This is a genomic window from Paenibacillus salivarius (genome assembly GCF_051307165.1).
Lineage (GTDB): Bacteria > Bacillota > Bacilli > Paenibacillales > Paenibacillaceae > Fontibacillus.
This window is the reverse complement of record NZ_CP195592.1, coordinates 954,314-977,052: the sequence shown is the minus strand read 5'-3', so window position 1 is coordinate 977,052 and position 22,739 is coordinate 954,314. Positions and strand designations below refer to the sequence as shown.

Here is a 22,739-nt window from a genome sequence, read left to right as displayed (position 1 = left end):
TAGAAATAGAGGATAGCATAACAGGAAGAAAAGAAGCTCTAAAGAAGTCATCCAACAACGATAGGCAGATACAGTTGAATATACTTGAATCAGCCATTAATGACCCAAGAATAGATATGTAGATGATTGAGATCGTGAAATAACCCCGAACCATCCCCGCCCCCATATTTTTATAAACCCCAACGAAACAGCAAAAAGAACCCCAGCACAATGGCGGGGGAAAAGGTTTATCGAAACAACGGCAGGTATTTTTTGTAGTAGTCTACATGATAATCGGATAGATCCCATCCATACTGATTCAGGAACCGAGCTAACTTTGCTAATACTTGATTTCGATGAACGACATCCTTATGCGTTGATTTGGCGAGGTAGTGAGCTAGGCTTAGTTCGGCTTGCTCCTGTGACAGAGTATCGTTAACATGCTTGGCAAAGATACGGGCAAGCTCGTCCATATCAGAGCCATGACCGAGCACGTTTTCCCGCCGCATTAGGGTTAGGACTGTATCTAACGGTAGTCTTGTCATGCGTTAGCCCTCCCTTCTAGCACGGCGGCGGGGGCGGCAAGCTCTTGTTGTACTCTCCATTTCCGCCATACGAGATATTGACGCTGTGCCTCTAGTTCATCATAGCCATTCTGTATCATAACATTCAGGATGGCGCGGGGGATGGAATCGGTGTAGCCATACAAGCAACTACGAAGCCTCTCCCATGAGATGTCATACAGGACAACAAACGCCCGATGTGTTAGTCCTAGCTTCTGAATGCATTCTTTTACGGGATGCATCATGATTAATTTCTCCTTTCAAGTTGTCTTCCCTTATAGGTTAGACACTCTACAGGCAGGAATCACACCAGACATACAGAAGCATTGAGCGTTATTTGAATCTTGAATTTGTCACATTGGAATATTCCATGAATAACAAGACTGCCTAGATATTAACGGTAACTCCCGAATAGATTCGATTAGAGTGCCGCATCACATCACACTTTTGAATGATTTACCGATTAGGTTTAATCTTCGCAGAGCATGAATAATCGAATTTGCTTAGCTTCGTTACCACCCGCCAGTTCAATGGATGGTGCATGGTGCGCTTAGGATGGTGCAGTATGGGTAAAGAATAAAAGGTTTCCTCTAAGCTTTGTATGACTCTGACTCAATAAAATTCTCTACTAAAAATTTATCATTATCGCTTAGGCCCTCAAAAAGTTCGTTAAACTTAACCTTTGCATCCTCATTATCCAAAAGGGATAGTGTAGCGATTGCAACATGACCGAATTGCCATGGTCCAATAAATTTATTGTCAGTTAAAAGTTCTCCAAGTTCAGCTAACCTGTCAACAATTCTATAATCACAGTAATTTCTTTCAATCAATTTGAACATTGCCATCGCAACAACTCTTAAATTCTTAGCTTCTAAACATACTATTAAATCACCGTTTTTAATCTTATCAGTTTTAATTTCTTCTACTAATTCAGCTATTGAAGCCATAGTAAATCTCCCCCCTTTAATAATAAATACTCATTCGGTTATTGGTCCGTATCTATCCAAAATGTACTGCTTCTCTGCCTCAAAGTTCTTTTGCAGTTGTTCTGCTATATTATCCAATCCTAATCTTTTAGCTTCTTCAATTTCAATTGTATATGCTTTAAGTTCATCTGCAATTCTCCCTTCCCAGTCCTGATATGATTCGGCAGCAGATGGGAATCCATTTGATTTAGCCTCTGTATAGTGACTATATTCATGTCTCAAAGCACTCATGGATGCTTCAGGATCTATTAGAATCTGGCCTGGTTCGCCTTTTCTCAGAGGTCCATAACCCATTGCACCTTCTCGATAAACCACCTCAACACCACTATCCTCCATATCCTTGATTAGTTTATTCCATTCTTCTGGATGTGATTTTGAACCCGCACCAAATGCATCTCTAAATGGGTCTGCTGGATTATCAAAATGAGTTATTTTTTTAGCATTTTCTATGTCGACATCATTTTCAGCTTTAGGCGTCCCCTAAGTTGTAATCTTAAACTTGGGAATAAAGAAGGTGGCAACTGGTTCTTCCAATTACCACCATTATATCAGCTTGCTTGGCGTTCTGTTAGAGTTGCCACCCGATACTCTGTCTTGTTCTTCATCATGCTGTAGATGATGTTTACAAGCCTTCTCATGACGCATATAAGGGCTTGCTTCTTGGTTTTTCCTTCAGCTAGCTTCCGTTGGTAATACTCGTAGAATACAGGATTACGTTGCTTCTTGTTGTCGCCTTTAGCTACTTGAATTTGTTGAACGGCTAGGTTATGGAAAATGGCGTTTAATACACGATTTCCTTGTCCGCTTGCTTGGTCTTTTCCCTTGCCTCCTGAACTAAAACGGATAGGAGCGATTCCTGCAAAACGGGCTAGCTTGTCAGCGTTGGAGAAGCGGCGAATGTCCCCGATTTCGGCAATCAGTTCCGCCGCTGTAACGGTACTGATTCCGTCCATCGACTGCAACTTAAAGTCGGTTTCGGCTAGCACCTGACGAAGCTGTGCTTCCGTCTCCTTAATCAGTTCTCTGCTCCGCTTCATGTCCTGTACCATATTCACGACTAGGAAGTCTCTTGATGCTTGGTAGTTCCGTTTCGTTTCCCCGTCCTTCTTCATCAGTTCCAAGATTTCCTCTGCTTTCCGTGTAGAACAGGTGTTATGGCTAGCTTTACGGAGGTATGCCGCTAGTTCCTCCGCCCCCACCGACTCCAAGTGATGTGGAGCAGGGTACTTCTCCCAAAAGGCTAGAGCCGCCTTCCCGTCAATATCACAGAAGAACTTCTTGTAGGACGGATAATGATAGCTTAACTGCTGATGAAGCTGGTTCTTGAGCGTTGCGGCATGTTTTATGATAGAATTCCTTCTTGCAACCAGTTGCCCGATAGTCCAGTAAATGTCCTGCGGATTCGCATCCGGCAGGTCATCGAGCCTTGCAAACAGAACCTTCGCAATGCAAAACGCATCCCAGCTGTCGCTCTTTTGGGTCGTTGCATTACTCATACGTTCGTTGTAGGACAGAGCAGAATTGACTTCTTTGACGATTTGCTTCTTCTCGACAAGGTGAACGGCTAATGCTCTGCCGTTGCCGCCCGTATCCTCTAATCCATAGACAGGGGTCATCCCTTTTGGCGTATGTTTCTTGACGAACTTCACCAAGTCGTCAAAGGCAGATGGCTTATTCTGGATTTGAATTTCACCCAGTCGCTCATGCTAACAGTTAATGATAACCGCTGTATGGTGGGCCTTATGCAGGTCTAAACCAACATAGACATGACGCATTTTGTAGTGCATAAAAGAAATCACCCCTGTGTACGGATTGTTAGTTTGTCGTGATAGGTAAAGAATGGGGGCAACCTCAGTTCAAGCGTTAACCTTTCGGTTCGCAACGGGACGCAAGCCTCTCCAATCAATACTTGTCACAGTATGGCTTCATGCAAGCCATCTGCTTCTATATTTCCATAGCGGTATGTTCCACTATAAAAATCACGTTTGTCCAAAATTCGTTTAATTTGCACTTTCGTAAACAATCTTCCTTGCCCAGTTTTATATCCTTCCTCATTCATAGTTTCTGCAACTTGGGTCAAAGTCCATGCCGGATGCTTTTCCTTTAGCTGAAATACTCTGCGGACGGTTATAGCTTGCTTCTCGTCCACTTGGATGTACTTCTGACCTTTCTTTGCCTTGTAGCCGAAGGTGGCTCTCCCTCCGGCATAACCGCCTTGCTCCGCTTTCTTGTAACGCCCCCTGCCTAGCTTGAGGGCGATTTCGAGCCGTTGATACTGGTCAAGCAGTTCCATCATTCCGTTAATCAAGAAGTCGTTTGGGTCTTTCTTGTAAATGCTATAGGTCGGCTGTTCGATGCTCCGAACGTCCACCCCATGCTTCTTGAACTCTCGATGCACCAACACTTTCACAATGTCAGACCGCCATAAACGGCTTGTATTGAGGACGATAACTGAATCAATGGATTGAGTAGACAGGGCGGCTAATATGCTCTGAAAGCCGATTCTGTCCACTTCTAGGGCTTCTTCATCGACCTTCGCCCCACTGATACCTTCATCGCTGTATATGTTCATCAGATTCCATCCTTGCTCCTGACAGTAGGAGCGAATTGCATCCTGCTGATACGATAAACTGTAGCCATCTTTGGCTTGTCCTTGCGTTGATACTCTGACGTAACCGATGACATTCACTCTGATTCCTCCCCACCGTTACAGAAATCTGAATTACTGTAACGCTTAGTAGATACAATGCGATTATATACCTACTAAGCGATACAATCAATCATTTCCATAAGGTGATAAGAAATCGTATGATAGGGGTAATTATATCCGGTCGGAAGTTGGTGTCATATTGCCCGTTGTCGTCAAACTCAAAGAGATTCTAGCTGAACGTAATATGTCTCAGCGTGAACTAGCAAGGTTAACAGGACTGCGACCAAATACCATAAGTCATCTATGCTCCAGTGATGTTGACAGAGTTCATCTCAGTACATTCGATATTATCTGTAAGACATTAAACATCAGCCTAAGCGAACTTCTTGTACAGGAAGATGACTAACCTTACCGGATAGAATGGCGCAGGGGAGAGTTATCGCTTTCTGCCATTGCTCTGCCGCTACTTCATTCAGGTCAATAACATCCTGAGTTTTCATTTGTTCCTGAATTTGCTTACGGTAATAAGGGGTCGTATCCTGCGTCAGAAGTTCTTCTTGCTGAATTTCCTGCACTAGCCGCCCCACCTTTGGGCTGAACTTGGACAGGTCTGTCAGTACAGCACATAGATACTTGCTGTTAAATTGCGGCGGATACTGAACGAGTGTAGCAAGCGGTATCTTCTCCTTAGGGGCATATACAATTTCCATTCTCGTTCGCTCCCCTCTGATTTTCTGTCGCCTTGTCTCCAACAACTGACGTTTCTTGTCATACACCCGACAATAACCATCCTCCTGACGCTGATGCTTGCCGTTGTAATAGCGAGTGTTTTTAAACAGGCGTAGCTTACGACCCTTCGTAGACATCGTGAACAGATCACTTAATTGAACAGGAATGTCAAATGCTACATCACACCTTACAAACAAGATCTGATCAGCGTACTCTCGGATTTGTTCGAGCCAATGACGGAAGTAAACAAGCGACTTCGGATAGGCTTCGATCCTGAGCGTGTTCTTTCGAGTTTTCGGAGCATAAACCAACTTATAGGAGATATGCAGGAAGTGTTCCCCTGTGTTGATTCTGATACGGTATTGAAATCCCCTGTCCCCCACCGTCATCCTGACCCCGTAATAGTAACAAATTCGTTTATGGAACTCATTGAAGAAGTCCCAGTACACGTCTGTAAAGTCAATGACTATACGGTCTATGGATACCGTTACCCTTTTCATGTGCCGCCCCCTCCCGAATTTTTTCATGAATTTCGGGCTTTATTAGAGGGCAGGTGGCTAGCCTTATACGTTCCCTGCCTGTTCTATGTCAACTGCTCGTCAGCAGATTTCTTCCTTGCGCTGTAACAATCGTTGAATGGTTTAATTAAGTTGCGGACGTTATGAAAAAAACCTTCGTTTTAGCCGCCCTACTCTTAATAGTGACGGTATCTACCCTAAAAGATGCGATTTACTGTTATTTCATCCTCTCTATCGTGGCGCGTATTCTACAGTTGCGAGTAAAATTGAAAAAAACGCAAGAAAACGAAGATAACAAAAAACAGATCAATTATGGTGGTATCTGACCATAATCGACCTGTTCAATGTAACGGAATAGCGTTATTTAGGTTATAAAACTAAAGCATTTGATGTGTGTACAACCGAAATGAAGAAATCTTTTTACGGGTATTACATGGGTTATATGTGTTATTGGTTGAATGATTGAGTCATTCGGCACTGGGTAGCCCCACAGATTCACATTTACATCTTAGTTTGACAATTCCTTTTCAATGTAAGGACGGTCAAGTAGTCTAAGTAGACTTGTGGTTAAATATTTCGTCTGATACTGATCTAAAGCGTTATTGACAATTAGCTGACCATTCTCAATTCTAAGCAACTGAGCTGAACCATCTTCTAGAAATAATAGATTTCCATCAATATGTTTTATAAGCCTTCCCATAATTTTAAACAAAAGCTCTAGTCCTTGATAGAACGTATTACCAAATAATTGAACTCTAATACAAACATTCACATCTAAGTTATAATGATTTTTAACAAAATCGATATCAGAAATATCTTCAATTTCAAGAACTAATGAAAATAGTTCAGACCCAATAACTATTTCCTCATCGTTACAACTCAACGAAGCCTTCCTGTTCGCATACTCAGTCGTAAATCTTTCTAGCATCTCACCTAATGAATTATTATCTACATTAGATAGTAAAAACAATTCATAATCCATTAACTTCTATCCCCCAAAAACTCGTGTAATTTCCCCATCTTTCACAATAAATAGTTCTTTTAAGTTCTTTAAATCACCATTTGGATTTGCTTTTCTTAAAATCCCTTGAATAATTTCGGCGACTTTCCCAGAAGGGAACTGATCTAAATTTAGAACTATTCTTTCTGCTTGTGTTTTAGTTTTTTTAGTTATGTTTCTAAGAAGGTTATCTACATTTGTGTCTATTGTTGGTGCATAACAGTCAAATACCTTACCTTCAATTAGAAAATCTGGATTTGACGACTCTTTTATTCCGTATCCATTACCACCGTTTACTTCATCTAGCATCTCAATGTCATATCCTTGATCTGCCATTAGATCGGCTGTTTCACTCTCTTTCTTAATACCGTGTGAGTCACCTTTTGTATAGTTTCCTCTAGGTTTTCCACCTTTAGGTAAAGAAGGTTCTGTTAGATTAGCTTTTCCCGTCCCCTCATCCCCCCTCTCATCCTCATTAGACTCAGAAGAAGACTCTTTCCGCTTATCGGGGGCCTTGTCCTTCACCGGAACATCTACATCTATCTTTGACCCGACGACTATGGATACCTTCTTGACCGCCTGTCCAGCCACGCCTCCCCCAATCAGACTTGCCGCGACGGCGAGCATATTTTCTCCAATGATTCCGCCGATGCGTTCCCATCTCTGACTCGGTTCAAGACTTTCCAGTTCAGCATATAAGCCTGCATAATCATTCCACTTATCTGTTGCCGTTTGTTTGATGTAGCCTACCGGATCCGCTGCAAATTTTCTTGCTTCTTCATTTAGGTCTATATAGATCTGCTTGATGCCTTGCAATGCTGCTTTGCCGCTTTCCAACGGATGGGAAACGATCTCAACGAATTGATTCGCCGTTTTGTTGACGCTATTTTCCAGCCCCATATATAATCCCCGGCCAAATGCCAGAGTTTCATATCCGTCAAGCAGACTCTCCTTATATGCCTGATGCGCTTCTTGCAGACCGCTTATTGTTTCTTCCATTCTCCGATACGCTTCGGATCGATCCCGGAATTCCAGGTATTCGAAGGTGTCCGGATCATATCCTTTATCCAGGGCAAATTTCAAAAATAGCGGGACATGCTCCATGGCCATATCTCTATAAACCACTTCGCCCCGAAATAGCGAGTATCCTCTTTCATTTTCATATAGCTCCAGCAGCATCGCCAGATTCGTCTCGTTTATATTCGGCTCACCCGGCTCCTTTTGACTAGCCAGTTGGACAGAACCGGCCACGTCTCCTCCTCGGCCCGCCAATAAAACCACCGAATCCGGTTGATTTTCTCCGTTGGTTTGCCGGGCGGCAAAACGAACATCTCCCGGTGACTCATCCGCCATCCCCAAGAGCCTGATCCCTTCCGCGGTGCCGATGACATATCGGCCTAGCCCCTCAATTACACCCTTGATCCCGATCACCGGCAAAAAATCCAACGCCTTGCCGATAATCTTGAGCCAATCCCAGCCCGCATTCGACTCGATCCTTTTCCCGGCAGCATCATCCGTAGTAAACTGTTCCGCCTTGCGGATGGCAAAGCCGGACCATTGCGCCAAATTCTGCTCCAATTCCCCAAGGCGCTGATCGATTTGCCGGTACATTCCATCCACGTCCGGCCGCGAGCGGCTTTCCATCGTTAAGTTTCCCATTGCACGCCGCAGGGTGTCCCGGATCTGATCGATGCTTTGAGCCGTGGAATTCAGCGTTCGCCCCGTTTGCTTCAGGCTGTTCGCATCCACTTCTATTTTCAAACGACTTCCTCCCATGACTTTTTTCGCTTCGGGTGCAGAACAAAAGGCCATCATGAAGTTTGAGGCCTTTTGTTCGCTACCCCCTCTTTACTGCGGCACTTGGGAGCTAAAATCATCTCTGCTGGACTTGTCCGCATGATAGAACACAACATCTCCATACGTGAGTTCGAACGTATTTCCAAATGAATCGCTGACGACCGGCAGGAAGCCTTCCATTTCCCACTGGTTCTCCCGCTTCAGGTTGGTCTGCGGGTCGACCTTGTTCATCATGGGAGCATCAATATACTGCAGGTGAGGGTCATTCAGGTCGCCATCCCGGATCGTTTCGATGTTGAAATTGACGATGATGTATCCGTTTTTCCGGAAAATCGGCGACTTTTCGTCCAGCCCTCCGTGCGTCCGTCCGTATTCCGCGATATTCGTTCCCGCTTTCACGACATACGGATCGGCCGGCAAGCTGTATTCCCCATACCATTTTTGGATCGCCGCATTGGCTCTCAGCTGATCCACGGACGGCGGCAAATTCGTCTTCGGCCCGATAAACGTCCGTAATTGCTCGGGCAATAATAGCAGACTATACCCGCCTACCGGCGTCTTTTGCTTCGTCACCTTCTCCAAATACTGCTTCTCGTACTGTGCTTCATCATGTTGCCGAAAATATCGTATTTCTCGAACTTGTAAGAAGCCGTATCCTTCAGTTCCTCGGTCGGTACATTTCGCAGCCGGTCATTCAAAATAACATACCGCTGTACCTGATCCTCCGGCGAACCGATCTTCACAAACTGGCGGGTATTCGTTTTGTAATAGACATCCGCCTCAAACCGCTGCTTTCCGTCCTTGCTCACGAAGTAAAAGGTCGGCGTGATGCGGATTCCGTCCTGTTTACCGAACATATTTCCCTTCGTTTTGAAGTCGAATTTGAAGTGGTAGCCCGTCTTTATCGCCGTGTTCATAAACCCTTTCTGCGGGTGGCTTCCGGGACGAATCGGCAGCGTGTACGTCGCGCTGTTCCCGCGGGGATCGCCGTCAATGCCTCTCCGGCCGATCCAGTAGGAGAGTCCTCGTACATCCGGGCTGCCTTTCCCGGTCCGGAACACCGTCTCCCAGTTATAATCGGCGATATCCGTTACATGAAAATCATAGACCCGACCGATCACCTCCACCGATACCTCGTCGGTCGCCATATGATGGATCAGATCCAGGTTGGCATCGGGTTCTCCCTGGTTTGCGTAGTTATACGGGGAGTTCTCCGCAATATTCCGGAAGTATACCTGGTAATCCCCTTCATCTACCCATACCGGTAAAAAGAATGTCGTATCCAGTTGATCCACGGGGATATCGATCCATGTATTTTTAGGAATGAACTGGGTTTGACTCTCGTTATATACATCAAAAGGGAACAGGACCTGCTTCGTCCGGTAGTATTTGGCATAGTCACGATCCCCGTATCCCGGGTAAGACCATTCGCTCAAATGCTGACCGTTTGTCGGAATCCGCACCGTAAACGGCCGCTCCAGGATCAACGCCGCCCGCGCGGTGTTCGGCTTTGTTTTCTGGTTGTGCAGTTGATCGTCGCTGACCGACGAATAGTTCACCACCGGCGTATGGACGGTGACGTCGTTAATGCCGTAAATGGGAAATTGCCGGTCGCTTCCCCCGTCCACCTGTTCCGGCAGCAGGCGATAATAAATGGTTCCGTCACTTTCGGCATTCGCTTTGTTCAACAGCGAGCTGCTGATCCATTGCCCGCCTTCATAAAGCACATCGTCCCCGATCCTGTCCGGGTAAGGAATTTCCGAAGGCATCGGCCCATCCTGGACAACCAAGGAATCATCCATGATCGTTTCGCTATTAAAAATAAGTCCGTCATTCTGCACTTCAGGATCTTCCGTTTGGGATTCGGCGATAGCCTTCAGCGCTTCCGTGTCATCCGGAGCATCCGCTTCGGTCGGTTCCTGGTTCCCGCCATCGATCACTTCCGGAGTAAAGCTGATCGTTCCGGTATCCTTCGGAAATACATGATCCTCGACGATCGTGCTGTTACGGAGTTCAACCGTTGGCGGATCATATCCGTTCGGGTATAGCGTAACTTGGCCGCCCGAGCGTATCCTCCCAGATTGCTTCATACAGCCCATGTTTCAATGCGTTTTTATTACCCTTTAATCTCTCGCTATGTTTAACCTTATTCTTTGGCCCCGTAGATTTTCCACCATGTAACCTACAACGACCATTTGCTAGAACAGCTTTCTTACAAGGTTCGCCGCGTCTCGTTTTAGCTCCGCACAGCTTTTTCTCCATGCTTTCACCGCCTAACCTCATTTCATGGGGTATCGTTTCCCCGACCGGGGGGAGGGCATCTTGCCTCCAAGCTGTTTATCCATCTACCTATGAATATTCTCTGACCTTGTTTCATTACATGTTCAATATTCTGGTTCATCCATAGAGCAGGATTCTTCTAACGCCTTCCTACTCTCTGCCCTTTGTTTCTTATGCAATTGAAATGCCTCAAGCTGTTCTGTTTGAGTGATGAATGTAAAGCAATCAAAGTACAGACGTGTTAACTCTGCTTTCGTTTCGATCTCGTGAAGTAGTAGTTCCCATAAGAATTCTTCATGTTTCGTCATTGTCCTATTTTCTCCTGTGACTTTCGTATTTGGTTGCTCTCGTGGTTTCGTGGTTTCGTGCCTGCTGCCGTAAAAAGTCCTTGGTTGTACATTTGAATTGGTGTGCTGCCTAAGAGCGTCGGGCTGCATGTGTTATTCCTTGGATTGCTGTACCTTGCGTTCCCAGTATCTGCGCTCGTACTCCTTTACTTTCAAACGATTCTCTGGTTTCTGCCGCCATTTGCGCCTATACTCACGCTCATACTGTCTTCTGTATTGCCGGCGTGCTTCTAATGCTTCGGGACTTAGGTTCAACATCTCTCTATTCCTCCCTCTGGTTATGTTCTGCCTATAGCGTTGCTGATTGTTTCACGTACTGTGTCTTGAACAGCCGCTCTCAATTCTTCTGTAGAGCCTACACCATTAACTTCAATGACTTCACTATCGTCCACGATCTCAATGACGAAGTTGCTGTTATCTTTGCTCGCCTGCATCGCATAGGCTCCCTTTTCTGTAATCAGTTCAATTCGTTTGCCTGTTCCCTTGTATCGCTGCAACAGAGCATTCATCATGTCCTGATCGGTTTGTGGTATACGGTTACTCATCTGCTTAGCCCTCCAGTTCTGCAAGCTGAACCACTTTTTCAGCCAGTACCTGCCTTGTTTGTTCCAGCCGTTCCGCTACGTCCTGAACCATTTTCGCCGCCGCTGCCTTTGCATCTTCAAGTTCTTGCTCCTGCCGTGCTTGAACTGCCTCGTTATACTGTACAAGCTGCTTGCAATCTGATGCTTCTTGCTCTAGTCTGTCTATGAGTTCTAGTGCTTGTTGGCGTGGAAGTCCATCCTTCTGATCTGCTACCGCATCCAGATGCTCCGCATGCTTCAACAACTGCTGAATCTCTTCGCTAACCTGAAAATCTGTAAGTCCTGTTTGCTGCAACTCTGCCGCCTGTTCACGTAATTCCCTTGCTTGCTGACAGTAAACACGAATTTCATCCATAAGCTGTTCGTATGCTGCGCGAGCCTGGGCAATAGACCTCACTTCTTTTTCTACTTCCTGTGCTAGTTGCTGGTTCTTCAACTCTTCTACCACTACCTGTTCACGTTTTGCCATTCGTTTCATCCTCCTTTGATTTTGTGCATGCAAAAAAGCTCATTCCTACTCATGGTTCAAGTTGGAAAGAGCTTTTGAAAGTTTATCAAGTGTTTGAATTGTTTAGTGTTTGGTTTGTTGGTTGTATTGTACGACCTTATGTGTAAGATGTAAACCCTGCCTATTTTTCTTGGTTTTTTTGTTGGTTTATCTAGCGCTGGGTGGAGTTTTTACAAATTTAAAACAACCTTTATCTTGTCAATAAGTAGATTCACTTGGTCTTTTTGTTCCGGGTTTTCCCCAATAAATTCTACACATATTTCTTTCAAGCAATCATAGAAATCTGTACTTTTCATAATGATTTCGTTATACGAAGAAGTGTTAATGAATATCATTATGCCTTCTTTAAATTCAATCTCCTCAGAATGCTCTGGAAGTTCATATCCCATCATATGATCTTGCCACGGCTCTCCATTGGATAAACACTCTAGCACATCAAGTAAATCGCTCTTCAAAAAGGAAAAAAAATCTTGAATGACCGGCTGTTTATCTATTAACATAAAACCCTCCTAATTTCCATAATTTTTCCATTCTAATACAGGGTATACACTTTCTATTTCTCCAGTAGTTGGATTTTTCCATCCTTCAAATTTTAATCCATTTGATGCGGTGCCTTGTATTACCTGTTGCCCACCTCTAGTTAAATATTCGGTTCCGTTATCCATTGCCTCTTGACAATATTTATACATTTGTTCATCTGTAAACACAGTTTCATCGTAAACTGTCTTTTTATGAGTTGAAGCTTTAAATTCACTTGTGTATACACCACGATCTTGTTTTGCTATCTTATAGTACACATCGTATACACCAGAGACAGAAGGATGTGGAACCTTGTTCTCTACTTTATATGGAATTCCATTGGCATCCAAATAGTCGAAAAACTCCTTTGCATTATGACCGCCACTTACGCCTGTTTTATTAACACCCTCAGGTTTTATCAAATGATTTTTGCTGTTAGCAGAATAGTTGTGTTTAGGTACAGGTTTACCCGTCCCCTCATCCCCCCTCTCATCCTCATTAGACTCAGAAGAAGACTCTTTCCGCTTATCGGGGACCTTGTCCTTTATCGGGACATCTACATCTATCTTTGACCCGACGACTATGGATACCTTCTTGACCGCCTGTCCAGCCACGCCTCCCCCAATCAGACTTGCCGCGACGGCGAGCATATTTTCTCCAATGATTCCGCCGATGCGTTCCCATCTCTGACTCGGTTCAAGACTTTCCAGTTCAGCATATAAGCCTGCATAATCATTCCACTTATCTGTTGCCGTTTGTTTGATGTAGCCTACCGGATCCGCTGCAAATTTTCTTGCTTCTTCATTTAGGTCTATATAGATCTGCTTGATGCCTTGCAATGCTGCTTTGCCGCTTTCCAACGGATGGGAAACGATCTCAACGAATTGATTCGCCGTTTTGTTGACGCTATTTTCCAGCCCCATATATAATCCCCGGCCAAATGCCAGAGTTTCATATCCGTCAAGCAGACTCTCCTTATATGCCTGATGCGCTTCTTGCAGACCGCTTATTGTTTCTTCCATTCTCCGATACGCTTCGGATCGATCCCGGAATTCCAGGTATTCGAAGGTGTCCGGATCATATCCTTTATCCAGGGCAAATTTCAAAAATAGCGGGACATGCTCCATGGCCATATCTCTATAAACCACTTCGCCCCGAAATAGCGAGTATCCTCTTTCATTTTCATATAGCTCCAGCAGCATCGCCAGATTCGTCTCGTTTATATTCGGCTCACCCGGCTCCTTTTGACTAGCCAGTTGGACAGAACCGGCCACGTCTCCTCCTCGGCCCGCCAATAAAACCACCGAATCCGGTTGATTTTCTCCGTTGGTTTGCCGGGCGGCAAAACGAACATCTCCCGGTGACTCATCCGCCATCCCCAAGAGCCTGATCCCTTCCGCGGTGCCGATGACATATCGGCCTAGCCCCTCAATTACACCCTTGATCCCGATCACCGGCAAAAAATCCAACGCCTTGCCGATAATCTTGAGCCAATCCCAGCCCGCATTCGACTCGATCCTTTTCCCGGCAGCATCATCCGTAGTAAACTGTTCCGCCTTGCGGATGGCAAAGCCGGACCATTGCGCCAAATTCTGCTCCAATTCCCCAAGGCGCTGATCGATTTGCCGGTACATTCCATCCACGTCCGGCCGCGAGCGGCTTTCCATCGTTAAGTTTCCCATTGCACGCCGCAGGGTGTCCCGGATCTGATCGATGCTTTGAGCCGTGGAATTCAGCGTTCGCCCCGTTTGCTTCAGGCTGTTCGCATCCACTTCTATTTTCAAACGACTTCCTCCCATGACTTTTTTCGCTTCGGGTGCAGAACAAAAGGCCATCATGAAGTTTGAGGCCTTTTGTTCGCTACCCCCTCTTTACTGCGGCACTTGGGAGCTAAAATCATCTCTGCTGGACTTGTCCGCATGATAGAACACAACATCTCCATACGTGAGTTCGAACGTATTTCCAAATGAATCGCTGACGACCGGCAGGAAGCCTTCCATTTCCCACTGGTTCTCCCGCTTCAGGTTGGTCTGCGGGTCGACCTTGTTCATCATGGGAGCATCAATATACTGCAGGTGAGGGTCATTCAGGTCGCCATCCCGGATCGTTTCGATGTTGAAATTGACGATGATGTATCCGTTTTTCCGGAAAATCGGCGACTTTTCGTCCAGCCCTCCGTGCGTCCGTCCGTATTCCGCGATATTCGTTCCCGCTTTCACGACATACGGATCGGCCGGCAAGCTGTATTCCCCATACCATTTTTGGATCGCCGCATTGGCTCTCAGCTGATCCACGGACGGCGGCAAATTCGTCTTCGGCCCGATAAACGTCCGTAATTGCTCGGGCAATAATAGCAGACTATACCCGCCTACCGGCGTCTTTTGCTTCGTCACCTTCTCCAAATACTGCTTCTCGTACTGTGCTTCATCATGTTGCCGAAAATATCGTATTTCTCGAACTTGTAAGAAGCCGTATCCTTCAGTTCCTCGGTCGGTACATTTCGCAGCCGGTCATTCAAAATAACATACCGCTGTACCTGATCCTCCGGCGAACCGATCTTCACAAACTGGCGGGTATTCGTTTTGTAATAGACATCCGCCTCAAACCGCTGCTTTCCGTCCTTGCTCACGAAGTAAAAGGTCGGCGTGATGCGGATTCCGTCCTGTTTACCGAACATATTTCCCTTCGTTTTGAAGTCGAATTTGAAGTGGTAGCCCGTCTTTATCGCCGTGTTCATAAACCCTTTCTGCGGGTGGCTTCCGGGACGAATCGGCAGCGTGTACGTCGCGCTGTTCCCGCGGGGATCGCCGTCAATGCCTCTCCGGCCGATCCAGTAGGAGAGTCCTCGTACATCCGGGCTGCCTTTCCCGGTCCGGAACACCGTCTCCCAGTTATAATCGGCGATATCCGTTACATGAAAATCATAGACCCGACCGATCACCTCCACCGATACCTCGTCGGTCGCCATATGATGGATCAGATCCAGGTTGGCATCGGGTTCTCCCTGGTTTGCGTAGTTATACGGGGAGTTTTCGGCAATATTCCGGAAGTATACCTGGTAGTCCCCTTCATCTACCCATACCGGTAAAAAGAACGTCGTATCCAGTTGATCCACGGGGATATCGATCCATGTATTTTTAGGAATGAACTGGGTTTGACTCTCGTTATACACATCAAAAGGGAACAGGACCTGCTTCGTCCGGTAGTATTTGGCATAGTCACGATCCCCGTATCCCGGGTAAGACCATTCGCTCAAATGCTGACCGTTCGTCGGAATCCGCACCGTAAACGGCCGCTCCAGGATCAACGCCGCCCGCGCGGTGTTCGGCTTTGTTTTCTGGTTGTGCAGTTGATCGTCGCTGACCGACGAATAGTTCACCACCGGCGTATGGACGGTGACGTCGTTAATGCCGTAAATGGGAAATTGCCGGTCGCTTCCCCCGTCCACCTGTTCCGGCAGCAGGCGATAATAAATGGTTCCGTCACTTTCGGCATTCGCTTTGTTCAACAGCGAGCTGCTGATCCATTGCCCGCCTTCATAAAGCACATCGTCCCCGATCCTGTCCGGGTAAGGAATTTCCGAAGGCATCGGCCCATCCTGGACAACCAAGGAATCATCCATGATCGTTTCGCTATTAAAAATAAGTCCGTCATTCTGCACTTCAGGATCTTCCGTTTGGGATTCGGCGATAGCCTTCAGCGCTTCCGTGTCATCCGGAGCATCCGCTTCGGTCGGTTCCTGGTTCCCGCCATCGATCACTTCCGGAGTAAAGCTGATCGTTCCGGTATCCTTCGGAAATACATGGTCCTCAACGATCGTGCTGTTACGGAGTTCAACCGTTGGCGGATCATACCCGTTCGGGTATAGCGTAACTTGGCCGCCCGGCAGGGCATAGTTCTCCATGATCGCCTGATCGATTTCGAACACTTCAAGCTGGTTGATCTGCCAGTACGAATACCGCCGGGGTTCCAACTCAAATTCATAGGTGATGTCCAGCTTCCCCGTTCGGGGAATCGGATCCTGGGGAACCGGGTTCCCGTCAGGGCCGGGAATATCCGGCTGTTCCTCTTCCCATTTCGTCGGATAAGTGACATCCACCTTGCATTGATAAATGACCTCCCCTTCCAACTGTCCAAAAGTATGCTGGAAGAGATAATTCAAGCCCCACGTATTGGCATACAAGTATTCCGAGGTGGGAATCGCCCTTTCGGCGTCAAAATGGATGCCCTGGTTCGCCCCATCGTCAGCCAGGATCTCCCCGGTTGCATCGGGATCCAGGACGGAGGCGGTGAGGTCTCCCACCTGATCCGGGGGCTCGATGGTGTAGGTGCAGTCACCGGATCCTTCGCCTCCCGTACCACAGCCCCCCGGTTCATCTTTACATTTCTCCCTCCATACCGATACGACATAGGTGCCGCCTAAATCAACCGTAAAATTCCTTTTAAATACGCGGTCACTACCGTCAGCAATAACTTCAAATTTCCGTTTGGATAACTCTCCGATAGGTACTAGATAAGATTTTACGATCTTGTATTCTCTTCCACCAGAATCCGTCGTCGTGCCGTTTCCGCCGTTAATCGTATATGGAAACGCGACCCCTGGTTTGGATTTCCCTGCATCCTCCCATTTAAAAGGATACCTCGGGTCCTCCTTGCTCTCTTTGACAAAAACATGCTTTATTGGGTATTCAGCGCTGTGATAAATCGTTGGTATGTCAAAATAATCGTCCAAATCCTCGGGATGCGCCCAACCTTCCGCCTTTTTAATATCAGATAATGTGTACCAGGGCCCACTTCGTTTGTTACCATTCTTATCAATGGAGATCATGATTGCACTTAAATAGACTTCTTGCCCGTCTTTTACATCCCCCATATTATGAGCCATTAACTTGGCAGAAACCATCGGTTCGGGAACTGAAAAGTAAGTGACTACAGTTTCTCCGGGTTTGGGATTTTGGGGCTCTTGCTTAATTTGCTTAACTTCCTTGCTCCCTTCAAATCCTACATAGTCGCTATCCTGCCTTGGATTGCAAACATCCTTATTCCCGTTACTTTTATACGTACAAACTTTATCTCTACGAACCGTCCATCCTATTGTTTTGTAGCGAATCGAAGAACTTGCCGCGGTAGAAGGAATTTGAAATTCTATCGCACCATTAACTATCTCAGCACGTATCGAATTAGCACTTTGAGCAATATTTGTCCCTATATAAGGAAAAATTAAAATTAAAACCCCAATAGTTACAATAATTTTCTTGAATAAATGCTTCATAATTCAGAATCACTTCTTTAATATTTTTAAATTCGAATATTTTATTAAATCGGCCCCGCCACCAACTTTAAGAGTATCCCCCCAAACCCCGCTTACATTAGTAAACATCTCCATATCCACATATCCCGTGTACCAGACATTCTTTTTAAACTTTCCTCGATCATCTGCGTTATATAGTAAATCTTTCGATTCTTTAAAGGATGTGAATTTGAATTTCACTTTCGAGCGAACATAGTATTTTCCCCAATTGTCGAAGAAAATCATGGAAGGCTCCGGCTCAATATGACCCTCAATAATAATTTGATTTTCCTTGACCCAAGCAGCATATTTTTTAAGCGGTCTAGAAATAGATCCCTGGGATTGCTCAAGAATATGCACTAACATATCGTCCACCCACTTCTGACTGTCCATAGTTCTGTAGTCGATATTTAGCGATAAATCTCCAAATTTCACAATATGGTCCATCCATATGTCGATATTTTCTTTCGTAAATTCGGGATCCTTTTTTAGAAGTTTTGCCGGAGGTGTATAACCAAAAGCATTGCCAAACCCGATTTTCATCTCATACATTTCATTGGGCAATTCCTCGAGAATGTAAGGGTACTCCTTGTAATTAGAGGGAAGATTCGTTGTCCGTATGGGCCTGCCCCAAGGATCTTTTTCGGCATTCATCAGTTTTTCGGCTCGGGTAACGGCAGCTTCATCTATTGGAAGGGTCGCACCTCCCTTAACTTGTTGAATACGCTGGATGACTGCAACGGCCTGCGCTCTTGTGGTTGTGCCGTCAGGATTTAGGTTTCCGTCTCCCGTGCCGGAGATCAGCCCCGATTTTGCGGCTTTATACATAAATTCGTAATCATCTTCTCCCGTTTCCCCGATCGCCCGGACAGCAATATGCACCATTTCCAAACGAGTCATCGGCTTCGTCCAATCTTTGGTGGCAAAATCCCCCTCCACATAGATTCCGGCAGAGGTCGCAGCTTCAAAGAACGGCTCATACCATCTCTCGGAGGGCTCCGCCGTCTCCACCTGAAGTTTCAATGCGGCGGCTGTCATTTTGATGAATTCGGCTCGGGACACCTCATTGTCGGGATGGAATAAACCGTCCGGGTATCCACCTACAATTCCTTGTTGCACAGCATTTAGTATGCCGGATTTAGCCCAGTGGTTATCGGATACATCTTTAAAACCTGACGATTCTGCGTGTGACGGCGAAGCTAACAAAGGAGTCAGCATGGAGCTTACGGTTATACCTATAACGATATTTTTAACGATTTTCCTTTTCATCACTTTCACCCTTTTCTTGCATTAATTACGAACGATTTACTTCTTTAATATTTTTAAATTAGAATATTTCAGTAAATCGGCTCCCCCGTCAACTTTAAGAGTATCTCCCCAGACTCCGCCTACATTTGTAAACATTTCAACATCTACATATCCTGTGTACCAGACATTCTTTTTAAACTTTCCTCGATCATCCGCGTTATACAATAAATCTCTTGATTCATTGAAGGATGTAAATTTGAACTTTATTTTCGAGCGAACACAGTATACTCCCCAGTTGTCAAAGAAAATCATAGAAGGCTCCGGCTCAATATGACCTTCAATAATGATTTGATTTTCTTTGACCCAAGCCGCGTAATTTCTAAGCTTTCTAGAAACAGATCCCTTAGATTGCTCAAGAATATGCGCTAACATATCATCTACCCACTTCTGATTGTCCATAGTTCTGTAATTGATGTTTAGCGATAAATCTCCAAATTTCACAATATGATCCATCCATATGTCAATATTCTCTTTCGTAAATTCGGGGTTGGTTTTCAATAACTTAGCCGGAGGCGTATATCCAAACGCATCGGAAAACCCGATATTCTTCGTATCACTCGGAATACCGATTTTCATCTCATACATTTCATTCGGGATATCCTCCAAAATATATGGAAACTCTTGATAGTTCTTTGGAAGATTTGTTGTCCGGATCTTGCGCCCGTAAGGATCGGTTTCTCCCGGCTCCTTGTCCGGCATAACGATGTTCACCGTTCCCAAGGATGGGAGCCAGCTTACCTCGGCATGCAATTGTTCGCTGATGAATCGAAGCGGTACCATGGTGATTCCCTGCTTCTGCATGACTGCCGCATCCAGGGTTACGGTTTCTCCGTTTACTTGGGCGGAGGAAGAGCCGACAGTCAGCGAGATATTGACATCGCCTTTACTGATCAAGATCAGGTTTGTCTTCGGATCCCAGTTCAGCTTCGCTCCCATTTTTTCAGATACGAATCGAAGCGGCACCCAAGTAGTTCCTCCCTCCGTAAACGGAGTCGTTTCTTCAATCGGATACTTCACTCCGTCAACCACCACTCTAACCGGCGTTCCGGAGGCATAGGCAACCCCCGAAAAACTTACGGCCATGACCACAGCGAGAAAAGCAGCCACCTTATTTTTCGACTTCTTCAGCTTCATATACCGGTTACTGAACATGAGCAAAACTCCTTAATTTTTATATTGATATTCCCAAAATACATAGACTTTTAATCCACATTAAGAATCCCATCCGTTAACGCATTCCTTGGGAAAATACCCCTTCGCGGCCGCGTCCTTCGCATGATCAAAGTTCTCTTTAGGCTCGTAAGGGAAAGTGCACCCTTCTTTGTAGAAATACTTTATGCCTGTCCGCGGATCTACTCCGCCGACGATATGTTCTTTTTTGACCAGGCGCCCTCCGCCAAAGGCGTAATTGTTATAGGTTTGATCTCCGACGGGGATTCCCTGGATAAAGGCGATGAACCCGATGTCGCTGATCGTATTGGTCCATTCCTCCTGGGAAATCTCCGGCAGCTTGAACGTATAGCTAATGCCATAGCGTGTGGCATATTCGTTGTAGGCGTTGATAAAATAAGCGAAGTCCTCCTGCAGCCTCCGGACAATCGTGCTGCGCCGGACCGTATCGAAATTGGCGTCGTCGTTCAGCAGCGGAATGGAGGTCCGCCCCTCAAGATCCTCCCTGTACCCCTTGACCCATTCCCCCCGGGCGGCTTCATAAGCATAAACATAGCTGTCCAATGTAAAATTAATCGTATTTCCCCTGCTGTCCGAATAGGCATACGGCTTTTTAGGGCGCCACATCGGCTTGGCCAGCGTCTGTCCCGTAGCATCGATGTATTCGGTCATGGTATATAAAAAATACCCGTCGTAATCCGTCACCCCGATCACCGGAATGTAAGAGGCCAGCGTCCCTTGGCCGATCGGGTCATTCGCCACGTCAAAGTTCAAATACAGCGTCCGAAAAAAAGTGTCGAGCGCCAGCTCTTTATTCACCTTAAAAAACTTCTCCGACTGATAGGCTGTCTCATATTCCTGCATTTCGTTGATGTTCAACACTTTGCCGGCATCCTGAATGGCCGTTCGCAGCGCGGCGGAATACTGATCTTCCAACCTAAGCACCGTTTCCTGGGCTTCGGTCCGCATATCGAGCACCAGCAGGAACGGGACAAAGATGCACACGAACAAGATGGCCAGATTAGTAATCTTCATTGATGACCATCCCCCCGTACGGCATATAAATCCTCGTGTTATCCCCCGTATTCCCGTTCAGGAAGACATCCTGCAAAATGGTAGCCATCGTGCGGTTGATATTTTTCACCTTCACCGTAAAAAAATCGCCCTCGGACATGAGGTACCTCCGGTCCGGGTCGTCGATCGGAGACGTATTGTTCGGAAACAGCCTGCCCATGATTTCCTCCGTATAATGACCGTCAAAATAGGTTGTATAGCTGTTTTGAAAGCCGTTGGGATCTGCGGGGTCCGTATAAACGGGGCTGTACTTTTTATGAAGATGCTCCATTTCGATTTCGTATTGATTGCCGGTCGCCCCCAGCTTGCGGGTTAACTCGGAATACATGGTAGGCGTGATGTATCCTTTGGTCCGCGAGGCGTCCACAAATTCGGTGACCGCCGAGTGAACCACAATCTGGGATAGATCATCCTGCCTTTGTGCTTGTTGATACAGCGGATATAAGAACATCAGAATCAGTGCGATAAAAACACCCAATATTTTCGACAACGAGCTCTCCAGTCTAATCACCCTTTAAGAAAAAACTATAGTTTGAACCGTCCCGTTCGAATCGTAAATATAGTCGACGCGATAAGTTTTCGTCAGCGAAATATGGGAGACATCCAAACTTTCAACCTCCGCGGTTTTGGAGAAAAAGGTACCGTCGACCCGAATGTTCGCATCCAGTTCTCGAATATGATAGATGCTCATTAATACCTCCGCGCCGGTGTAAACTTCATTGCCTTTGTCCCTGAGATCGGTAAACAGCCGACGCTCCTCCTGTTCCGATGACTTGTGGGCGGCAAGCACCGCCTCTTCCTGGATATTAATCCCGCCGATCGCGAACATGCAGGCCGTAATAAATATAAAAACCTCTACAATCCAGAAAATCGCTTTCTCCACTGTGTCGCTCATGATATCCCACCTATGCAAAAGAGCATCCCCTTCCCTCGAAAGGGGATGCTGACTGCTTTATTGCTGTCTAAAAATAATGCCTCGGATCATATTGTTTTTGTCTCTGACGATAGTAGATTTAAATTGGCCGCTTGGGTTAATGTACTCATCTGCTTCCTGTGCTAGCGCCTTTGTTAATTCTAATTTTTTGCTGACACTCTGGTCTATTTGCCCAATCGATAGATTAAATGTATTCCCGTAAAACTCTCCATTTGTATCTTTTCCTGTAATAACATGAATTCCAAACTCATCCAAACTCATATACTGTCTAATCGCATTCAGTACCTGGCTTCCGGACAAAGTAGTATTGTTATAGGTATTAAATTCGGTTTCCGACAATTGTGTTGTTATCGAAGCCATTTTAGTTTGGCCTTGCTTTGCCGCATCTTGTGATGAAATCGTTATAATGACAACAATCGTAATCAACATAATTGTCAGGAATATTCCTGCCGCCACTCGTATACCAACGCCAGTATTTTCTTCCATGACTATCAACTCCTTAG

The 22,739-nt window shown here is 45.9% G+C and carries 25 protein-coding genes and 1 pseudogene; 1 reads left to right on the top strand and 25 read right to left on the bottom strand.

What is annotated here, in order from left to right; translation table 11 throughout:
* Positions 1-227 precede the first annotated feature (227 nt).
* The 5 genes and pseudogenes from ACSFXJ_RS04430 to ACSFXJ_RS04410 all read right to left on the bottom strand — a co-directional run bounded on the left by ACSFXJ_RS04430 (position 228) and on the right by ACSFXJ_RS04410 (position 4,217).
* Complete coding sequence (locus ACSFXJ_RS04430; RefSeq protein ID WP_435924025.1) at positions 228-524, bottom strand: hypothetical protein; 297 nt, start codon at positions 522-524, stop codon at positions 228-230.
* Between the two features lie 608 nt (positions 525-1,132).
* Positions 1,133-1,489, bottom strand: a complete 357-nt coding sequence (locus ACSFXJ_RS04425; RefSeq protein ID WP_435924024.1) for a hypothetical protein — start codon at positions 1,487-1,489, stop codon at positions 1,133-1,135.
* A 30-nt stretch (positions 1,490-1,519) separates the two neighbouring features.
* Positions 1,520-1,843 (bottom strand): hypothetical protein, encoded by a 324-nt coding sequence (locus tag ACSFXJ_RS04420; RefSeq protein WP_435924023.1) that lies wholly within the window; start codon positions 1,841-1,843, stop codon positions 1,520-1,522.
* Positions 1,844-2,076: 233 nt separating this feature from the next.
* Positions 2,077-3,315: pseudogene (locus tag ACSFXJ_RS04415) on the bottom strand (IS110 family transposase).
* A 125-nt stretch (positions 3,316-3,440) separates the two neighbouring features.
* Complete coding sequence (locus ACSFXJ_RS04410; protein ID WP_435924022.1) at positions 3,441-4,217, bottom strand: recombinase family protein; 777 nt, start codon at positions 4,215-4,217, stop codon at positions 3,441-3,443.
* Between the two features lie 160 nt (positions 4,218-4,377).
* On the opposite strand from ACSFXJ_RS04410, the gene ACSFXJ_RS04405 reads away from it, so the two are divergent.
* Positions 4,378-4,584, top strand: a complete 207-nt coding sequence (locus tag ACSFXJ_RS04405) for a helix-turn-helix domain-containing protein (RefSeq protein WP_435924021.1) — start codon at positions 4,378-4,380, stop codon at positions 4,582-4,584.
* Here ACSFXJ_RS04405 and ACSFXJ_RS04400 read toward each other — a convergent pair.
* The 20 genes from ACSFXJ_RS04400 to ACSFXJ_RS04305 all read right to left on the bottom strand — a co-directional run bounded on the left by ACSFXJ_RS04400 (position 4,547) and on the right by ACSFXJ_RS04305 (position 22,722).
* Positions 4,547-5,407, bottom strand: a complete 861-nt coding sequence (locus ACSFXJ_RS04400; RefSeq protein WP_435924020.1) for a replication initiation factor family protein — start codon at positions 5,405-5,407, stop codon at positions 4,547-4,549. The two genes, ACSFXJ_RS04405 and ACSFXJ_RS04400, sit on opposite strands and share 38 nt — an antisense overlap.
* A gap of 526 nt (positions 5,408-5,933) precedes the next feature.
* Positions 5,934-6,407, bottom strand: a complete 474-nt coding sequence (locus ACSFXJ_RS04395) for a hypothetical protein (protein ID WP_435924019.1) — start codon at positions 6,405-6,407, stop codon at positions 5,934-5,936.
* A 6-nt stretch (positions 6,408-6,413) separates the two neighbouring features.
* Positions 6,414-8,186, bottom strand: a complete 1,773-nt coding sequence (locus ACSFXJ_RS04390; RefSeq protein WP_435924018.1) for a hypothetical protein — start codon at positions 8,184-8,186, stop codon at positions 6,414-6,416.
* Between the two features lie 87 nt (positions 8,187-8,273).
* Positions 8,274-8,795, bottom strand: coding sequence for a hypothetical protein (locus tag ACSFXJ_RS04385; protein ID WP_435924010.1), 522 nt, complete (start codon positions 8,793-8,795; stop codon positions 8,274-8,276).
* A complete protein-coding gene (locus ACSFXJ_RS04380; protein WP_435924017.1) occupies positions 8,792-10,312 on the bottom strand; it encodes a DUF5704 domain-containing protein in 1,521 nt (506 codons plus the stop codon). The genes ACSFXJ_RS04385 and ACSFXJ_RS04380 overlap by 4 nt, the downstream gene beginning before the upstream one ends.
* Positions 10,251-10,484, bottom strand: coding sequence for an HGGxSTG domain-containing protein (locus ACSFXJ_RS04375; protein ID WP_435924016.1), 234 nt, complete (start codon positions 10,482-10,484; stop codon positions 10,251-10,253). The genes ACSFXJ_RS04380 and ACSFXJ_RS04375 overlap by 62 nt, the downstream gene beginning before the upstream one ends.
* A 122-nt stretch (positions 10,485-10,606) precedes the next feature.
* The gene (locus tag ACSFXJ_RS04370) at positions 10,607-10,810 is read right to left on the bottom strand and encodes a hypothetical protein (RefSeq protein ID WP_429827503.1); all 204 of its coding nucleotides are present in this window, start codon (positions 10,808-10,810) and stop codon (positions 10,607-10,609) included.
* A gap of 132 nt (positions 10,811-10,942) precedes the next feature.
* On the bottom strand, positions 10,943-11,107 hold the full coding sequence (locus ACSFXJ_RS04365) for a hypothetical protein (RefSeq protein WP_435924015.1): 165 nt from the start codon (positions 11,105-11,107) through the stop codon (positions 10,943-10,945).
* Between the two features lie 20 nt (positions 11,108-11,127).
* Positions 11,128-11,394 (bottom strand): hypothetical protein, encoded by a 267-nt coding sequence (locus tag ACSFXJ_RS04360; RefSeq protein WP_435924014.1) that lies wholly within the window; start codon positions 11,392-11,394, stop codon positions 11,128-11,130.
* Between the two features lie 4 nt (positions 11,395-11,398).
* Complete coding sequence (locus tag ACSFXJ_RS04355) at positions 11,399-11,902, bottom strand: hypothetical protein (protein ID WP_435924013.1); 504 nt, start codon at positions 11,900-11,902, stop codon at positions 11,399-11,401.
* A gap of 209 nt (positions 11,903-12,111) precedes the next feature.
* Positions 12,112-12,441 (bottom strand): hypothetical protein, encoded by a 330-nt coding sequence (locus ACSFXJ_RS04350; RefSeq protein ID WP_435924012.1) that lies wholly within the window; start codon positions 12,439-12,441, stop codon positions 12,112-12,114.
* Between the two features lie 9 nt (positions 12,442-12,450).
* Positions 12,451-14,244, bottom strand: coding sequence for a CdiA family toxin C-terminal domain-containing protein (locus ACSFXJ_RS04345; RefSeq protein ID WP_435924011.1), 1,794 nt, complete (start codon positions 14,242-14,244; stop codon positions 12,451-12,453).
* A gap of 87 nt (positions 14,245-14,331) precedes the next feature.
* Entirely contained in the window at positions 14,332-14,853 is a 522-nt protein-coding gene (locus tag ACSFXJ_RS04340) for a hypothetical protein (protein ID WP_435924010.1), read from the bottom strand.
* Entirely contained in the window at positions 14,850-17,333 is a 2,484-nt protein-coding gene (locus ACSFXJ_RS04335) for a DUF5704 domain-containing protein (protein WP_435924009.1), read from the bottom strand. Before ACSFXJ_RS04335 ends, ACSFXJ_RS04340 begins: the two co-directional genes overlap by 4 nt.
* Positions 17,334-17,741: 408 nt before the next feature.
* Positions 17,742-19,019: an S-layer homology domain-containing protein gene (locus ACSFXJ_RS04330; protein ID WP_435924008.1), complete on the bottom strand. Its 1,278-nt coding sequence runs from the start codon at positions 19,017-19,019 to the stop codon at positions 17,742-17,744.
* A gap of 36 nt (positions 19,020-19,055) precedes the next feature.
* Entirely contained in the window at positions 19,056-20,210 is a 1,155-nt protein-coding gene (locus tag ACSFXJ_RS04325) for a copper amine oxidase N-terminal domain-containing protein (RefSeq protein WP_435924007.1), read from the bottom strand.
* 60 nt (positions 20,211-20,270) lie between these two features.
* Complete coding sequence (locus tag ACSFXJ_RS04320; RefSeq protein ID WP_435924006.1) at positions 20,271-21,263, bottom strand: hypothetical protein; 993 nt, start codon at positions 21,261-21,263, stop codon at positions 20,271-20,273.
* Positions 21,250-21,792, bottom strand: coding sequence for a hypothetical protein (locus ACSFXJ_RS04315; protein ID WP_435924005.1), 543 nt, complete (start codon positions 21,790-21,792; stop codon positions 21,250-21,252). The genes ACSFXJ_RS04320 and ACSFXJ_RS04315 overlap by 14 nt, the downstream gene beginning before the upstream one ends.
* Before the next feature lie 24 nt (positions 21,793-21,816).
* A complete protein-coding gene (locus ACSFXJ_RS04310; protein ID WP_435924004.1) occupies positions 21,817-22,197 on the bottom strand; it encodes a hypothetical protein in 381 nt (126 codons plus the stop codon).
* Between the two features lie 57 nt (positions 22,198-22,254).
* Positions 22,255-22,722 carry an ABC transporter permease gene (locus ACSFXJ_RS04305; protein WP_435924003.1) on the bottom strand — a complete coding sequence of 156 codons (468 nt, stop codon included), beginning with the start codon at positions 22,720-22,722 and terminating at the stop codon, positions 22,255-22,257.
* Positions 22,723-22,739: the final 17 nt, after the last annotated feature.

What these genes read in the sequence shown, in the direction of transcription:
- ACSFXJ_RS04305 (WP_435924003.1), bottom strand. Translation starts at nt 22,722, where the DNA reads ATGGAAGAAAATACTGGCGTTGGTATACGAGTGGCGGCAGGAATATTC.
- ACSFXJ_RS04395 (WP_435924019.1), bottom strand. Translation starts at nt 6,407, where the DNA reads ATGGATTATGAATTGTTTTTACTATCTAATGTAGATAATAATTCATTA.
- ACSFXJ_RS04350 (WP_435924012.1), bottom strand. Translation starts at nt 12,441, where the DNA reads ATGTTAATAGATAAACAGCCGGTCATTCAAGATTTTTTTTCCTTTTTG.
- ACSFXJ_RS04370 (WP_429827503.1), bottom strand. Translation starts at nt 10,810, where the DNA reads ATGACGAAACATGAAGAATTCTTATGGGAACTACTACTTCACGAGATC.
- ACSFXJ_RS04310 (WP_435924004.1), bottom strand. Translation starts at nt 22,197, where the DNA reads ATGAGCGACACAGTGGAGAAAGCGATTTTCTGGATTGTAGAGGTTTTT.
- ACSFXJ_RS04425 (WP_435924024.1), bottom strand. Translation starts at nt 1,489, where the DNA reads ATGGCTTCAATAGCTGAATTAGTAGAAGAAATTAAAACTGATAAGATT.
- ACSFXJ_RS04335 (WP_435924009.1), bottom strand. Translation starts at nt 17,333, where the DNA reads ATGGGGGATGTAAAAGACGGGCAAGAAGTCTATTTAAGTGCAATCATG.
- ACSFXJ_RS04355 (WP_435924013.1), bottom strand. Translation starts at nt 11,902, where the DNA reads ATGGCAAAACGTGAACAGGTAGTGGTAGAAGAGTTGAAGAACCAGCAA.
- ACSFXJ_RS04430 (WP_435924025.1), bottom strand. Translation starts at nt 524, where the DNA reads ATGACAAGACTACCGTTAGATACAGTCCTAACCCTAATGCGGCGGGAA.
- ACSFXJ_RS04380 (WP_435924017.1), bottom strand. Translation starts at nt 10,312, where the DNA reads ATGAAGCAATCTGGGAGGATACGCTCGGGCGGCCAAGTTACGCTATAC.
- ACSFXJ_RS04360 (WP_435924014.1), bottom strand. Translation starts at nt 11,394, where the DNA reads ATGAGTAACCGTATACCACAAACCGATCAGGACATGATGAATGCTCTG.
- ACSFXJ_RS04365 (WP_435924015.1), bottom strand. Translation starts at nt 11,107, where the DNA reads ATGTTGAACCTAAGTCCCGAAGCATTAGAAGCACGCCGGCAATACAGA.
- ACSFXJ_RS04325 (WP_435924007.1), bottom strand. Translation starts at nt 20,210, where the DNA reads ATGTTCAGTAACCGGTATATGAAGCTGAAGAAGTCGAAAAATAAGGTG.
- ACSFXJ_RS04375 (WP_435924016.1), bottom strand. Translation starts at nt 10,484, where the DNA reads ATGGAGAAAAAGCTGTGCGGAGCTAAAACGAGACGCGGCGAACCTTGT.
- ACSFXJ_RS04330 (WP_435924008.1), bottom strand. Translation starts at nt 19,019, where the DNA reads ATGAAAAGGAAAATCGTTAAAAATATCGTTATAGGTATAACCGTAAGC.
- ACSFXJ_RS04400 (WP_435924020.1), bottom strand. Translation starts at nt 5,407, where the DNA reads ATGAAAAGGGTAACGGTATCCATAGACCGTATAGTCATTGACTTTACA.
- ACSFXJ_RS04320 (WP_435924006.1), bottom strand. Translation starts at nt 21,263, where the DNA reads ATGAAGATTACTAATCTGGCCATCTTGTTCGTGTGCATCTTTGTCCCG.